Origin of the sequence: Planktotalea sp., assembly GCF_049680325.1 — a bacterium.
Taxonomy (GTDB): Bacteria; Pseudomonadota; Alphaproteobacteria; order Rhodobacterales; family Rhodobacteraceae; genus Planktotalea.
Map to the genome: position 1 here is coordinate 1 of NZ_JBAUHO010000146.1, position 12,916 is coordinate 12,916.

A 12,916-nucleotide genomic window follows, 5' to 3' on the forward strand; every position below is an offset into this window, starting at 1 on the left:
TGCTTGGGGGATCGGACAGCCCATTTTCGGCGCGTTGGCCGAAAAGATCGGGGATCGAAAAGCAATCATCATGGGCGCTGTGATCTATGCCGCGGGATTGGTTTTGTCGTCCTTTGCGGTGACGCCCGAGGCGCATCAGATGTTGGAAATTCTGGTCGGCTTTGGTATTGCGGGCACGGGTTTCGGTGTCATTCTCGCGGTCGTCGGGCGCGCCAGTTCGGATAAGAACCGCTCAATGTCACTTGCCATCGCGACGGCCGCCGGCAGTGCAGGGCAGATCGTTGGCGCGCCAACGGCTGAATTCCTGCTGAACCTGATGCCCTGGCAAAACGTCTTTATCGTGTTTGCCGCCGCAATTCTGGCAGTTCTGATGCTGCTTCCCTTCATGCGCGCACCGCAAATGGCCAGCAGAACAGAGCTGGAGCAAAGCCTTGGCCAAGTCCTTCGCGGCGCGTTCAAGGACCCGACCTACACGTTTATCTTCCTCGGTTTTTTCAGCTGCGGCTATCAACTGGCATTTATCACCGCGCATTTCCCAGCGTTTGTAACAGAGATGTGCGGCCCCATCATGCCGGGGGGCGCGCTTTATGCGGCGGGAATTACCTCAACTTCTGCACTTGGCGCGCTTGCTATTGCACTTATTGGAGCGGCGAACATTGGCGGTACGCTTTTCGCGGGTTGGCTGGGAAATCGGTATTCAAAGAAGTATTTGCTCGCGGGCATCTACACTGCGCGCACAATCGTCGCCGCGCTGTTCATCATGTTCCCGATAACGCCTGTTTCCGTGATTGTCTTCTCGGTCGCGATGGGATTGCTCTGGCTTGCGACTGTGCCGCTCACCTCTGGCCTTGTCGCGCATATATATGGGTTGCGTTACATGGGCACGCTCTACGGGATCGTCTTTTTTAGCCATCAACTTGGCAGCTTCCTTGGCGTCTGGCTTGGTGGGCGGATGTACGATATTTACGGCAGCTACACCGCTGTTTGGTGGGTCGGAATTGGCGTCGGTGCCTTTAGTGCGATCATCCATCTGCCCGTCAGGGAACGCCCGCTTGAGCGCCCTTTGACAGCCTGAGTGTTGGCGCTGCCCCTCTCGATCAGATCGCGTCAGTGATTTGAAACCTTACGCGTTGAACCGGTCCAGAACATAGCGGCTCACCATCAGATCAAGATGTGCGCCGCCGCCGTTCTTGAAGATCGTGATGTCATCATCCGAACCCCGTTCAAAGCCACTGGCAGAATAATAGTCTGCAAGTAGCGCGTCCCGCGTTATCGCGCCGCTATCAAGCGGGATTTGTATTTCGCCAATGTGGCCGATTGTGGTGTCAAAGCTGTCCACGAAGATGCGAGCGCGTTTTAGAGCAGCATCATCCGCTTCGCGCATATCGGGCCTATAGGCGCCGATAAGATCAACATGTTGGCCCGCTTGCAGCCATTCACCGCGCAGGACCGGTGATGTGCTCATCGTAGCGCTGGTAATGATATCCGCCTCGCGCACCGCTGTTTCCAGATCATCAGCAACGCGCGCTTTGCGCTCTTTGGCAAAGCTTTCGGCATTGGCACGGGTGCGGCTCCACACAGTGAACTGCGCGCCTTCAAAACCCGCGCTATAAGCATCATGAAGCGAGCGGGCGACGGTGCCAGACCCGATTATGAGAACTTTGCGGCTGTCCTTGCGGGCAAGGCGCAAGGCAGCCAACAGACTATCTCCGGCGGTTTTCCACTTGGTAATCAGATGAAAATCAATGATCGCTTCCAAACGCCCATGGGCATCATCAAAAAGCGACACGGCGCCATTAATCATGGGCACGCCAGCGTCGGGGTTGCCCGGAAAAACCGTCGCACATTTCACGGCTAGGCCCAGCCCGTCGATCCATGCAGAGCGATTTAGCAATGTATCCTTGCCACGATAGAGGAACGTGTCGGCAATCTCTGCCTTTGGCAACCTGTGGCCATGCCTTAACGCGTCAGTAAGGCCAATCCAGTCAAGACCTGCTTCGCCTTCCTCAAAACCGATTTGAACGCTCATTCCGCTTGCTCCCGAGTTAACAATTCTTCCGAAACCAAACGATCTGCCCAGCCTTGCGGACCTTCAAAGAGATGGGTCTGCCAACCGCGCGCAGCCGCGGCCTCGATGTTGTCAGCACGGTCATCTGCGAACAGCAATCGTCCAGGTGCGATGCCACAATCCGCTTCAACCTGCGCATAGATTTCAGGGTCGGGTTTAATCACTTTCATATGGCCCGACACATAGGCGCGATCGAACTTGTTCAGAAAATCGTAGTGTGTTTGCGCATAGGCAAAGCTTTCAACACCAAAATTTGTTAGGGCGAAGACAGGAACACCCGCGCTTTGCAGCGCGCGCATCAAGCGCACTGAATGATCTATGGCCGGGCTGGCCATTTCGATCCAGTTGTCGTGCCAGCGGCGAATATCATCGCGAATTTCGGGGTGCGCGTCGGCGGTTTCGTAAATCACATCACGAAAGTTTTCACCGCGATCCACTCGGTCATTCATCTTGTGCAGATCAACGGCATCAAAAATCGCACGTCGTCGTTCTTCACCAATAACGCGGTCATAGTAGCGCTCGGGCTGCCATTCGATCAGCACGTTCCCGATATCGAAAATAACCGCTTCAATATTCATCCGCTTTTTCCCTTTGCTGCCCGCAATGCGCGCTCTAACGCGTCCAGAAAGCGGGATTTGTCAGCCTTGGAAAACGGCTTGCCGCCACCACCAGCGCCAAGCGGATTTGCCGCGCGCAGGTCCGCCATCAGATCCCGCATGGCAAGTTGTTGACCGATGTTCGCCGCGGTGAAGCGATCCCCATTGTGGCGCAGCACCTCCGCGCCGGCCTCGACGCATTTCGCCGCCAATGGTATGTCGCCCGTTACGACAACATCAGCAGGGCCGCATCGCTCTGCGATCCACATATCGGCCACATCGGGGCCTGCATCGACGATGATGTTTTCTACCAGTGGATTTGGCGAGGGCCGCAAACCGCCGTTGGAGACGACATACATCGTTACCCCATGGCGGGTTGCTACCTTCTCTGCTTCCGCCTTAACGGGGCAGGCATCTGCGTCGATGAATACGCTCATGCATACAGCGCTTCGGAGTGGAAGGTGATGTGATCTTCCATGAAGGTCGAGATAAAGAAATAGCTGTGATCATAGCCTGGCTGCATGCGGATGATGGCCTGTTGGCGCCGTTTGGCAACGGCCTCGGCCAAGGTTTCGGGGCAAAGCAAATCAAGGAACTGATCGGAGGTGCCGGTATCAATCAGCATGGGTCCGTCAAACCCTTTTTCCTTCATCAACAAGGCCGCATCATGTTTCGCCCATTTGCTTTCATCGCTTCCCAAATATGCGGCCAGTTGCTTGCGGCCCCAGTCAGAAGCGGTCGGATTACAGATCGGCGCAAACGCAGAAACAGAGCGAAAGCGCCCCTCAAGGTTCATCGCAAGTGTCAGCGCACCATGCCCGCCCATAGAATGACCCGTGATCGCTTGGCGTTCCATGTCGACTTCGAACTGGTCTTCAATCAGTGTGGGCAACTCATCAGCGATATAGCTCCACATTTTGAAATGCGGTGACCACGGTGCTTCGGTCGCGTCTACATAAAAGCCTGCCCCTTGGCCCAGGTCGTATGCTTCGTCATTGGCCACGCCTTCGCCGCGCGGAGATGTGTCGGGAAACACAACGGCAATGCCTTGCTCTGCCGCCCATGTTTGCGCGCCAGCTTTCACCATCGCGTTTTCATGCGTGCAGGTCAGACCCGACAGGAACCAGAGCAGCGGAACAGGGCCATTCTCGGCCTCTTGCGGCATGAAAAGGCCGAACGTCATGTCGACGCCGCAGACCTTGGACGCATGCGTATAGACGCCTTGGGTGCCACCAAAGCAGGCGTTCTCGGAAACAGTGGTCATGGTTGTCATTGGGCGAATTCCTTAAAGAGGTTGAAAACCGCTGACCCAGCCGATCACCAGCGAGACGGTGACAATACTGATAGCAGTTGAAACGAGAATGGCAGCAGACACGCGTTGCGGCGCAACGCCGTAGTGCTGCGCAAGCATATAGACGTTGCCCGCGACGGGTAGGGCCGCCGCCGAGATGATGACACCTGCCGAGTAGGGATCCAGCGGGAATAGCCAGATCGCCGCAATTGCGACGAATGCAGGATGAAGGATGAGTTTGCAGAACGACAGCCACAGTGCGACTTCGATTTTTTCGGTGGATTTGCCTGCAAGCGAGGCACCGATTGCAAATAGCGCGCCCGGCGTCGCGGCCGCACCTAAGAGTGTGACGAATGCGTTGATCGGCGTTGGCAAGGCAAAGCCCGTCGCCGACCAGCTTAGCCCCAGAACCATCGAAACGATCATTGGATTCTTAAGCAATCCGATGCCGATATTTTTAACGATTGAAATATCAAACCGCCCTTCGTTGGCGATAGACATCAAGATCACGATCAGACTGGAGAAAACGACAAGATCAACAGCCAAGACCATCATAACGGGTCCGATCGCCTGTTCGCCCAGCAACAGGACAAGCATGGGAACGCCTAGAAAACCAGTGTTGCCAATGACAGCGCATTGGGCTTCGACAGCAGTCCTTCGCATCCCTTGCAAACGGAGCAGGGCAACAATCGTCGCAATGCCGTAGACAAAAGCAGTGCCCCAAAGATACGCCGCGACCAAACGGCCATTCCAGACCTCGCCCAATGACAGGTTCGCCGAAAAGCGGAACAGCATTGCGGATAGGGCAAAGTAGAACACGAACTTTGTGAGATACGCCGTCGCTTCTGGCGTGAAAAAGCCCGTGCGTCCCGCGCCATAGCCGAGGGCAATAACCGCAAAAAACGGCAGGGTTTGAAGGAAGATATCTAACATCAAGGTTAGAGGTATCGCGCCACGTAACGCTGGGCAAGATACAAGCGGGGCCAATCCTGATTCTTGCAGGGCTAGTGCCCCAAAACCCATCAAGGGGGCACTAGGCCAAGTGATCCAATTGCGATAACACAGCAGAGCGTTGTTGGTGCCAGCAGGTGAGAACCCAAAACCTATGTATGACCCTAAAGGAAACGGAAAAGAAAAGGCGGTTCAAAAGGTCCAGTTCCGCGAGGCCGAACCCCCAAGCCATTTACGCGGAATTGTGCATCGCTTTCTTGAGTTAAAAACAGACGGCACCTTGCCCGATGATTACCGTTTTCACGCTTTGCCAGATGCCTGTACATATATTGTTTTCGATCAGCTAGATCCGAATGTGACAGGGGTTTCCAAGCTGCGTGCAGAGTCGGAAGAGTTCAATCTTGGGAAAGCGTTCCATTTTGTGAACATCCGGTTTCTGCCAGGGGTCTGGTTGAACAGCAGCGAACCAATTGAATATGGTCTGCTTGATGCGGCCTACTCTGGCGAATTGCCTTTGGTCGAAGTGAACAGCGACCTCGGACAATTGGGATTTGAGGATCAACAATCTGTGCTGACCGAATTGGTAGAGACTTTGATGAAGAGCGGTCATCTCGCGCCTAATCCGATCACCGAAAAGATATTCCAGAACCTCGACGATATTTATTCCGTTGCCGACATGGCAGAGGTTTCGGGCATTTCATCGCGCCAACTGCAACGCAACCTCAAGAAAACGACCGGGTTTAGTCCACATGATTTTTTGAAGGTGCTTCGATTACAGCAGGCATTGAATGGAAGGGATACTTGGAACTATGCGGATCAATCGCATTTCATCCATTCGTTCCGCCGCGCAACGGGATACACGCCGGGAAAATACGCAAAAAAATTCGATGTCTGAAATCTACAATACCCAGCGCATTCGCCTTGGTAGTTGAGGGGCATAACCTACAACACAAGGATAGATAAAATGACAAAGATGAACGCGGTCGCATGGTTTGATATTTATGTAGATGACCTGGATCGGGCCGTCGCGTTTTACGAAGCGGTTCTGGATCAAAAGCTTGAAGCGATGGGCGATCCAACTGGCGAGACCCAGATGATGAGCTTTCCTGCCGACATGGGTGTTTATGGTGCCGCGGGCGCGTTGACCAAATCGCCACATGCCCGGCCCGGGGTCGGCGGTACAATCATTTACTTTGGTGCAGAGGACGTCGCCGTTAACGAAGCGCGCGTGGCAGAAGCTGGTGGCATCGTTATTCGGCCAAAGTTCTCGATCGGGGAATTCGGTTTTGTCAGCCTGTGCCAAGACACAGAAGGCAATATGTTTGGACTGAACTCGTTGAAGTAATGTTGCTTTAAGTTTCTGCAATCCAATGTGCGGGCGATCTTTGAGGTCGCCCGCATCGCGTCTTTAGCCGCTACCAATCAATACGCCAGCCGCAAAGACCAAGGCCCCGCCAAGAACAACCTGAAACGCAGCGCGAAAGAACGGCGTGTCCATGAATTTGTTCTGTATCCATGCGATTGCCCATAGCTCGATAAAGACCACGAGGATTGCGACAACCGTAGCTGTCCAGAAATCGGTAATCAGGTATGGCAACGCGTGACCAAGGCCACCAACCGTGGTCATTACACCCGCTGAAATGCCCCGTTTTACGGGCGAGCCGCGTCCAGAAAGCTGCCCGTCATCGCTGGCCGCTTCTGTAAAGCCCATCGAAATACCTGCGCCGACAGACGCAGCCAGCCCAACGAGGAAGGTTGTCCAGGTGTCTTGCGTTGCAAACGCAGTGGCAAAGATTGGGGCGAGCGTCGAAACCGAACCGTCCATCAAGCCAGCCAGCCCCGGCTGAACCCAAGTCAGCAAAAACTGGCGCTTGGCCGCACGATCCTCTTCGCTTTGCGCATCTTCATCCAGATGCTTTTCTTCAAGCTCTTGCGCATGGGTTTGATGGCCCGCCTCCGCCGCGGCCAAATCACCCAATAGCTTGCGCGTTGCTGCATCAGAACTGCGTTTTGCAGCTTCCAGATAAAAGCGCTCTGCGTCGCGCTCCATGTTTTCTGCTTCTTCGCGGATACGTTCCAAGGACAGGTTTTTGACCAGCCAAACAGGTTTGCGCACGTAGTATCCTGCAACGTGCTCTCGGCGGATCAGGGGGATCACTTCGCCGAAGCGCGCTGTGTGCAAATCTATCAGCCGTTGACGATGTCCGTCTTCCTCAACTGCCATGCCATCGAAGACCTTTGCGCTGGACGGGAATTCAGCGCGCAGCTGTTCTGCGTAGGAACGGTAAATACGTGCGTCATCTTCTTCCGAAGAAATCGCAAGCGCGAGCACCTCTTGCTCGGAAAGATCGGAAAACCGGCGGCGCTGGGTGAGAAAACGCATCTTGGCCTCATATATTAGAATGATTCTAAATATAGAATTCCAGTGACGTAACTGCAAGGGAACTTGCGTATAACGCAGCAAAACTTGTAGCTTACTTTGATGTCAGGGGAATGCGATGAACGTGCAAAACACAGCGATCCGAAAAGGCCGCAAATTCGATCAGGTTTTGCAAGGCGCGCGCGTTGTCTTCCTTGCCGAGGGCTTTGATGCGGCCAATATGGATCGCGTGGCCAAGGCCAGCGGCGTGTCTAAAGCAACGCTCTATAGCTATTTCCCGGATAAAGAGAGCCTCTTCGCGGTTGTGGTTCAAAGAGAATGCGCATTGCAAGCGGAACAGGCCTTGCAACAGATCGACCAGACCGCGCCGCCGACCATCGTTTTAACATGCGCCGCGCGACATTTGCTGGGCTTTATGACGTCGGACTTTGGTCAACGTATGTTTCGTATGTGCGTGATTAATGCCGAACGTTTTCCAGAGCTGGGGCTGGCGTTCTACAACAGCGGACCGATGGTCGTGCGCGCAAGGCTGAGTGACTATTTTGAGGCCGCTGTCGAGCGCGGCGATTTGGATGTTTCCGACACGCTACTTGCCGCCGATCAATTCGCTGAATTGTGCAAGGCAGACATTTTCCCAAAGCTGTTGTTCGGCGTCCAGACGGAATTTCATGCGATTGAGCTGGACCGCGTCATCGAAGGCGCCGTTACGACGTTTCTTGCGCGCTATGGCGTTTAAGCTGGCGAATTCAGTGCGGGAATAAGCACAACATCCACACCCTGCGGGACGGTGGTTAACATGCGCCCCTTTGCAGTTTCGCGATAGCCATATCCAAGATGCGCAAGCCGCTCGCGCAGGTCTGATTCAGATCTCGCGCGCTGTAAAACCGGAGTAATGATTGCCAAGACCTGATTGGCCAAGATCGCGTTAGACGATTGATAGGTCATTTTTTGCCCTTTCGCGTGAAGCATCTGACATCAGCTTGGGCATTGAATGTGTCAAAGCTTGCCCTGAAACGCGGCAAATTCTAGCCGCCATTTATAGGCGGCTAGCGCAGATAGATTTAGATCGCCTTAAAGGCCGGCGTCTGCTTCGATTTGCTTGCGGGACTTTCGCGCGCGCTCGGTTGCAGACTTCAACTGGCCACAGGCGGCCATGATATCCTCGCCGCGTGGTTTGCGGATCGGAGACGCGTAGCCCGCTTTATAGATGATCTCGGCAAAGCGATGGATGCGATTGCCAGAGGATCGCTTGTAGGGCGCGCCAGGCCATTCGTTGAAAGGGATCAAATTGATCTTGGCAGGGATGCCTTCGATCAGCTTCACAAGACGATGTGCATCCTCGACGCTATCATTCACACCATCCAGCATCACATATTCAAAGGTGATACGCTCTGAATTGGATACACGCGGATAAGCACGCAGTGCTTCGAGCAATTCAGCGATGTTCCAGCGCTTGTTGATTGGCACCAGTTTGTCACGGACGTCGTCGGTCGTTGCGTGAAAGCTGATGGCAAGCTGGCAGCCGATTTCTTCGGCCGTGCGCGCAATTTCTGGTACGACGCCGGATGTCGATAGCGTAATACGACGACGCGAAAGCTGGATACCTTCCGGGTCCATCGCGATCTTCATCGCATCACGCACGTTCTCGAAATTATAAAGCGGCTCGCCCATGCCCATCAGGACGATGTTGCTTAGCAAACGCGTTTCAACATTGCGCGCGCCTTGTTCGGGCCACTCGCCAAGGTCGTCGCGCGCGACCATAACCTGGCCGATGATTTCGCCCGCAGTCAAATTGCGAACAAGCTTTTGCGTTCCCGTATGACAGAAAGAGCAGGTCAGCGTGCAGCCAACCTGCGAGCTAACGCAAAGCGTGCCGCGATCTTCTTCGGGGATGTAAACGACCTCAACCTCATGCCCGCCTGCAATCTTCACCAAATACTTGCGGGTGCCATCCTCGGAAACCTGACGCGTCACAACTTCGGGCACTTCAATCACGAATTTTTCGGCTAGTTCGGCACGAAACCCTTTAGAAAGATTACTCATGCCCTCAAAGTCGCGCAGACCCCATTGATAGATCCATTGCCAGATCTGTCCGACCCGCATTTTGGCCTGCTTTTCGGGCGTGCCTGCCTCGATCAAAGCCGTGCGCATACCTTCGCGGGTCAAGCCGACAAGGTTGACCGGACCTTCCGCTACTTTACGGGGGATCGTCAAAACGTCTTGCGTGATCGGAACTGTGGCCGTCATGGGAGTGTCGCCTTTTAAGAGAGTCGCGCTGCTATACACCGAAATGCGGTCTAAAAGAAAGACGCTCGGTCATTGCTGAATACGGGCTAGAACGGTTTGCTCACGACGAGCCACAATATGGCAATGACGACAAAAACGCTCGATTCATTGTAGATACGCAAAAAGCGATCGCTTTCTTTGAAGATGCCCTGCTGTGCGCGGCGCACCAAGCGGCCCGTAAATTCATATTGGGCGATTAAGACCACCACGAGCGCGAGTTTTGCCAAGCTCCACGTCGGAAAACCCCAATCCCACGCCAGCCAAAGGCCCGCCGCGACTGCGATCCAGCTTAGGAAATTGGAAAACCGAAAGAGCCTGAACGTCAAATCACCAAGCGGACCATTTTCGCCAAGCCGTTCGTGTTCCCGCTTCCAATAGATCATTGCACGCGGAACGGCGAAAATGGATGTCATCCATCCCATCACACAAAGCAGATGGATGATTTTGACCCATTCCATTGAAGGTTACTGGCAGCGCTTCTCGGATTCTTCGACAGAGGCAGTGAAGCCCAACAAAGAAAACGTATCTTTGGTTTCCGTACCGCGACCTGATCGCGCTGACAGGATTGCACTGCTGCCGCGTTTCATTGCGGTGATGATTTTTGCATCATCGGTTGGCGTCGCGGGCCAAGCCCATTCGCCATCTGTGAACAATTCGAACTCTGCGCCGTTCACATTCATATTAACAGTTGATCCGCTTGCGAACGGGTAGCCGCCAGTGAAGGTCACCTGACCAGAAACGCCCGACCCTGGCCGATTGAAGACGAACAGCAAGATATCGCCGCGCTGCACCGCAACAACACGTCCACCGCGTGTGTTTACCGTTTCCTTGGGCGAAGAAACGCTCCAGCATTCCTTTGGATTGCTTTCAACGAAAACGCTCCAGTCCGTGTTTGCGCCTACGCGGTTTGTGCTTTGCGCTTGGGCAAATGAGCCGCTTGCTGCAAGGGCTATCGCCGCCGCCAACCCTGTGCGCGTAATCCATGAATTCATCTGTCCAGCCTCCAGCCGTCCTTAGCCTCAATCTTAAACTGTCGCGCGAGTCTGTAACCGACTGTTATCACGCCCAGCATTTTCTTCTCGACAAAAGCACATTAGCCTGAAATCCACCACAGGTGAATGCCCGCTTGGCATTTTTTCGCCGTTCTACTTCAGGAGATTAAAATGACTGCACCTGTAGCGTTAGCAGAGATTTGGCGCGGAGAGTTTCTTGAGAGCCTCCACCTTGGTCATGCTGTCATTTGCGATGGTTCTGGACAGATTGTCGACGCATGGGGAAACCCCGACGAGATTGTTTTGCCACGCTCCTCCTCCAAGATGTTGCAGGCGCTTCCGTTGATTACATCTGGCGCTGCCGACGCGGCAGGTTTGGGCACAGAACAGCTGGCGCTTTCATGTGCATCCCACCAAGGGGCGGCTATTCATACGGACCGTGTCGCGCGCTGGCTTGATGATCTGGGTTTGAGCGATGAGGACATGCGGTGTGGTCCGCAAATGCCCAATGACGAACCTGCGAAGATCAACCTTATCAAGACGGACAGTAGCCCTTGCCAGATTCACAATAATTGCTCGGGCAAGCACGCAGGTTTCTTGACACTTACCAAGCACTTAGGGGCCGGCCCCGAGTATATTGATCCATCACATGCTGTGCAAAAAGCGTGTTTGGAAGCCTGCGAAGAGACAACCCAAATCACATGTCCGGGGTATGTGATTGATGGCTGCTCCGCGCCTAATTATGCAACAACATTGCACGGAATGGCGCGCGCGATGGGCTTTTTCGCCTCCGCCCATACCCGCTCCGACAGTGTAAGCTCGGCGGCAGCACGCTTAACCGAGGCGATGATGTTGCATCCTGAATTGGTTGCGGGCGAAACCCGTGCCTGCACAGAATTGATGCGCGCAATGGGTGGCAAAGTCGCGCTCAAGACAGGCGCGGAAGCCTTCTTCATCGCGATCCTGCCCGAGCAACAAATGGGCATCGCACTCAAAGTTGCGGACGGAACGACACGCGGTGCTGAATGTGCAATTGCTGCGCTCTTGGTTCGTTTGGGCGTGCTCGATGCAAATCATCCGGCGACGCTAAAACGTATGAACGCCCCGATCACCAATTGGCGCGGGACGCTCACGGGTTACATCAAACCTGCGGCTGGTCTGTTTGCTTAAGCGCTTGTCGCTGCTGCCAAGGCGGCATCCATCAATTTCTTGATGCCACGTTCGGATGTGTCGGCAATAACGCGGCCGATCTCTTTGTTGCCTTTCAATGCAACAAGCGTGGAGCGGCGCGGGATCTTGAGGCGATCGGCCATGACGGATTTGCCGTAGGTATCCCAATCGACATTGATGAAGGTGATGTTCTGCTCATAGGCACCGTTCTGCTTTTTAAGCTCGGTCAGCACGCGCTCTTGCGCGCGGCAGGTGCCACACCAATCGGCTTTGAAATCCAGGAAGACGGTTTCACCCGCGTCCAGACGTTCTTTGGTCAAGCCGGGGGTGTACTCCAGCGGCGCAGCAAGTGCTGGCAGCGCGGGAAGGACCAATGTTGCGGCTCCTGACAGTATAAGAGTTCTACGGTTCATAGTTAGCTCCTTGAGGGGTCAAATTACAGTTTTACAGAGAGATCTTGAAGCCAGATCGGCATGATATCGAGCAACCAGCCTTCAATGACATAGTGCCATTTGAAAAACAGCATCAGCCCGACAGCGACAAAGATCGCGCCAAGCAGTGGACGCGCGGCGCTTGCGAAGCGGCGCATGGCCTGCTGACGTTTTTGCAAGGCAGAGCGCGCACCGTAACCAAGTGCGAGGATTATGGAGGAAACGCCAAGTGCGAAAAACACCATGATCGCGGTGGCGCGTAAAAGGCTTTCGCCCTGGCTGGCAAGCGAAATAGCACCGCCAAGTGTCGGGCCAACGCAAGGGGACCATACAGCCCCCAACAGCATCCCGCCAACAAACTGCCCGGTAAGCGAACCACGATCAATATCGTCAAGCCCGCTATCCGCACGTGCAGCAACGCCCGCTGTGGCAGTGGAAAAGATGGCAGAGGCGCGCGGAACCAGTAGGACAATGCCGAAAAGGATCATCAGCACGGCACCCGCCTGCGCGATGCTATCAGCATCGAGCCCGACGGCGCGCCCGAAGGCTGAGACTGCGACGCCGAGAATAACGAACGAAAGGCTCATTCCCGCGGCCAAGGCAACTGGCCCCCAACGGCTTGCTTGTAGCGCTGTCGCCAACACGATCGGCAACACCGGCAACACGCAGGGGTTAATCAGCGTCAGAAGTCCTGCGCCATATGCGAAAATCAATTCCATTGCAGTGAGTTAGGGCAATACGGGCTTAACTG

The 12,916-nt window shown here is 54.6% G+C and carries 17 protein-coding genes; 5 read left to right on the forward strand and 12 right to left on the reverse strand.

What is annotated here, in order from left to right; translation table 11 throughout:
* Positions 1–1,075: MFS transporter (locus WBC85_RS06465; protein WP_424434141.1), on the forward strand; the 1,075-nt coding region annotated here is incomplete at its 5' end.
* A gap of 48 nt (positions 1,076–1,123) precedes the next feature.
* Here the strand turns inward: WBC85_RS06465 and WBC85_RS06470 are convergent.
* Genes WBC85_RS06470 through WBC85_RS06490 form a run of 5 tightly spaced genes read right to left on the reverse strand, consistent with a single transcriptional unit; the run spans position 1,124 to position 4,888 of the window.
* The gene (locus WBC85_RS06470; protein WP_424434143.1) at positions 1,124–2,029 is read right to left on the reverse strand and encodes an ornithine cyclodeaminase family protein; all 906 of its coding nucleotides are present in this window, start codon (positions 2,027–2,029) and stop codon (positions 1,124–1,126) included.
* Positions 2,026–2,646 carry an HAD family hydrolase gene (locus tag WBC85_RS06475; RefSeq protein ID WP_424434145.1) on the reverse strand — a complete coding sequence of 207 codons (621 nt, stop codon included), beginning with the start codon at positions 2,644–2,646 and terminating at the stop codon, positions 2,026–2,028. Before WBC85_RS06475 ends, WBC85_RS06470 begins: the two co-directional genes overlap by 4 nt.
* Complete coding sequence (locus WBC85_RS06480) at positions 2,643–3,101, reverse strand: YaiI/YqxD family protein (RefSeq protein WP_424434147.1); 459 nt, start codon at positions 3,099–3,101, stop codon at positions 2,643–2,645. The genes WBC85_RS06475 and WBC85_RS06480 overlap by 4 nt, the downstream gene beginning before the upstream one ends.
* A complete protein-coding gene (gene fghA, locus WBC85_RS06485; protein ID WP_424434210.1) occupies positions 3,098–3,928 on the reverse strand; it encodes an S-formylglutathione hydrolase in 831 nt (276 codons plus the stop codon). The genes WBC85_RS06480 and fghA overlap by 4 nt, the downstream gene beginning before the upstream one ends.
* 21 nt (positions 3,929–3,949) lie before the next feature.
* Positions 3,950–4,888 (reverse strand): AEC family transporter, encoded by a 939-nt coding sequence (locus tag WBC85_RS06490; RefSeq protein ID WP_424434149.1) that lies wholly within the window; start codon positions 4,886–4,888, stop codon positions 3,950–3,952.
* A 172-nt stretch (positions 4,889–5,060) separates the two neighbouring features.
* On the opposite strand from WBC85_RS06490, the gene WBC85_RS06495 reads away from it, so the two are divergent.
* Both WBC85_RS06495 and WBC85_RS06500 read left to right on the forward strand, forming a co-directional pair.
* Positions 5,061–5,801: a helix-turn-helix domain-containing protein gene (locus WBC85_RS06495; RefSeq protein ID WP_424434151.1), complete on the forward strand. Its 741-nt coding sequence runs from the start codon at positions 5,061–5,063 to the stop codon at positions 5,799–5,801.
* Between the two features lie 69 nt (positions 5,802–5,870).
* Positions 5,871–6,251, forward strand: coding sequence for a VOC family protein (locus tag WBC85_RS06500; RefSeq protein ID WP_424434153.1), 381 nt, complete (start codon positions 5,871–5,873; stop codon positions 6,249–6,251).
* A 63-nt stretch (positions 6,252–6,314) separates the two neighbouring features.
* Here WBC85_RS06500 and mbfA read toward each other — a convergent pair whose 3' ends face one another.
* Positions 6,315–7,289 (reverse strand): iron exporter MbfA, encoded by a 975-nt coding sequence (mbfA, locus tag WBC85_RS06505; protein ID WP_424434155.1) that lies wholly within the window; start codon positions 7,287–7,289, stop codon positions 6,315–6,317.
* Between the two features lie 115 nt (positions 7,290–7,404).
* Here mbfA and WBC85_RS06510 point away from each other — a divergent pair, with 115 nt between their 5' ends.
* Entirely contained in the window at positions 7,405–8,022 is a 618-nt protein-coding gene (locus WBC85_RS06510) for a TetR/AcrR family transcriptional regulator (protein ID WP_424434157.1), read from the forward strand.
* Here WBC85_RS06510 and WBC85_RS06515 read toward each other — a convergent pair.
* From WBC85_RS06515 to WBC85_RS06530, 4 genes are all read right to left on the reverse strand, one after another.
* Positions 8,019–8,231, reverse strand: coding sequence for a hypothetical protein (locus WBC85_RS06515; RefSeq protein ID WP_424434159.1), 213 nt, complete (start codon positions 8,229–8,231; stop codon positions 8,019–8,021). The two genes, WBC85_RS06510 and WBC85_RS06515, sit on opposite strands and share 4 nt — an antisense overlap.
* A gap of 126 nt (positions 8,232–8,357) precedes the next feature.
* Positions 8,358–9,533, reverse strand: a complete 1,176-nt coding sequence (rlmN, locus tag WBC85_RS06520) for a 23S rRNA (adenine(2503)-C(2))-methyltransferase RlmN (protein ID WP_424434161.1) — start codon at positions 9,531–9,533, stop codon at positions 8,358–8,360.
* A gap of 86 nt (positions 9,534–9,619) precedes the next feature.
* The gene (locus WBC85_RS06525; RefSeq protein ID WP_424434163.1) at positions 9,620–10,030 is read right to left on the reverse strand and encodes a CopD family protein; all 411 of its coding nucleotides are present in this window, start codon (positions 10,028–10,030) and stop codon (positions 9,620–9,622) included.
* 6 nt (positions 10,031–10,036) lie between these two features.
* Positions 10,037–10,564, reverse strand: coding sequence for an invasion associated locus B family protein (locus WBC85_RS06530; protein ID WP_424434165.1), 528 nt, complete (start codon positions 10,562–10,564; stop codon positions 10,037–10,039).
* 171 nt (positions 10,565–10,735) lie between these two features.
* Between WBC85_RS06530 and WBC85_RS06535 the strand changes: the two genes are divergently transcribed.
* Entirely contained in the window at positions 10,736–11,734 is a 999-nt protein-coding gene (locus tag WBC85_RS06535; protein ID WP_424434167.1) for an asparaginase, read from the forward strand.
* On the opposite strand, the gene WBC85_RS06540 is transcribed toward WBC85_RS06535, so the two are convergent.
* A complete protein-coding gene (locus WBC85_RS06540) occupies positions 11,731–12,147 on the reverse strand; it encodes a thioredoxin family protein (protein WP_424434169.1) in 417 nt (138 codons plus the stop codon). The genes WBC85_RS06535 and WBC85_RS06540 overlap by 4 nt on opposite strands.
* 23 nt (positions 12,148–12,170) lie before the next feature.
* Positions 12,171–12,884, reverse strand: coding sequence for a cytochrome c biogenesis CcdA family protein (locus WBC85_RS06545; RefSeq protein WP_424434171.1), 714 nt, complete (start codon positions 12,882–12,884; stop codon positions 12,171–12,173).
* Between the last annotated feature and the right edge of the window lie 32 nt (positions 12,885–12,916).

Bases quoted from the DNA above. Each gene is read 5' to 3' on its own strand.
- WBC85_RS06510 (WP_424434157.1), top strand. From the start codon at position 7,405: ATGAACGTGCAAAACACAGCGATCCGAAAAGGCCGCAAATTCGATCAG.
- WBC85_RS06480 (WP_424434147.1), bottom strand. From the start codon at position 3,101: ATGAGCGTATTCATCGACGCAGATGCCTGCCCCGTTAAGGCGGAAGCA.
- WBC85_RS06490 (WP_424434149.1), bottom strand. From the start codon at position 4,888: ATGTTAGATATCTTCCTTCAAACCCTGCCGTTTTTTGCGGTTATTGCC.
- fghA (WP_424434210.1), bottom strand. From the start codon at position 3,928: ATGACCACTGTTTCCGAGAACGCCTGCTTTGGTGGCACCCAAGGCGTC.
- mbfA (WP_424434155.1), bottom strand. From the start codon at position 7,289: ATGCGTTTTCTCACCCAGCGCCGCCGGTTTTCCGATCTTTCCGAGCAA.
- WBC85_RS06540 (WP_424434169.1), bottom strand. From the start codon at position 12,147: ATGAACCGTAGAACTCTTATACTGTCAGGAGCCGCAACATTGGTCCTT.
- WBC85_RS06515 (WP_424434159.1), bottom strand. From the start codon at position 8,231: ATGACCTATCAATCGTCTAACGCGATCTTGGCCAATCAGGTCTTGGCA.
- WBC85_RS06495 (WP_424434151.1), top strand. From the start codon at position 5,061: ATGTATGACCCTAAAGGAAACGGAAAAGAAAAGGCGGTTCAAAAGGTC.
- WBC85_RS06475 (WP_424434145.1), bottom strand. From the start codon at position 2,646: ATGAATATTGAAGCGGTTATTTTCGATATCGGGAACGTGCTGATCGAA.
- WBC85_RS06470 (WP_424434143.1), bottom strand. From the start codon at position 2,029: ATGAGCGTTCAAATCGGTTTTGAGGAAGGCGAAGCAGGTCTTGACTGG.
- WBC85_RS06525 (WP_424434163.1), bottom strand. From the start codon at position 10,030: ATGGAATGGGTCAAAATCATCCATCTGCTTTGTGTGATGGGATGGATG.
- WBC85_RS06500 (WP_424434153.1), top strand. From the start codon at position 5,871: ATGACAAAGATGAACGCGGTCGCATGGTTTGATATTTATGTAGATGAC.
- WBC85_RS06530 (WP_424434165.1), bottom strand. From the start codon at position 10,564: ATGAATTCATGGATTACGCGCACAGGGTTGGCGGCGGCGATAGCCCTT.
- WBC85_RS06535 (WP_424434167.1), top strand. From the start codon at position 10,736: ATGACTGCACCTGTAGCGTTAGCAGAGATTTGGCGCGGAGAGTTTCTT.
- WBC85_RS06545 (WP_424434171.1), bottom strand. From the start codon at position 12,884: ATGGAATTGATTTTCGCATATGGCGCAGGACTTCTGACGCTGATTAAC.
- rlmN (WP_424434161.1), bottom strand. From the start codon at position 9,533: ATGACGGCCACAGTTCCGATCACGCAAGACGTTTTGACGATCCCCCGT.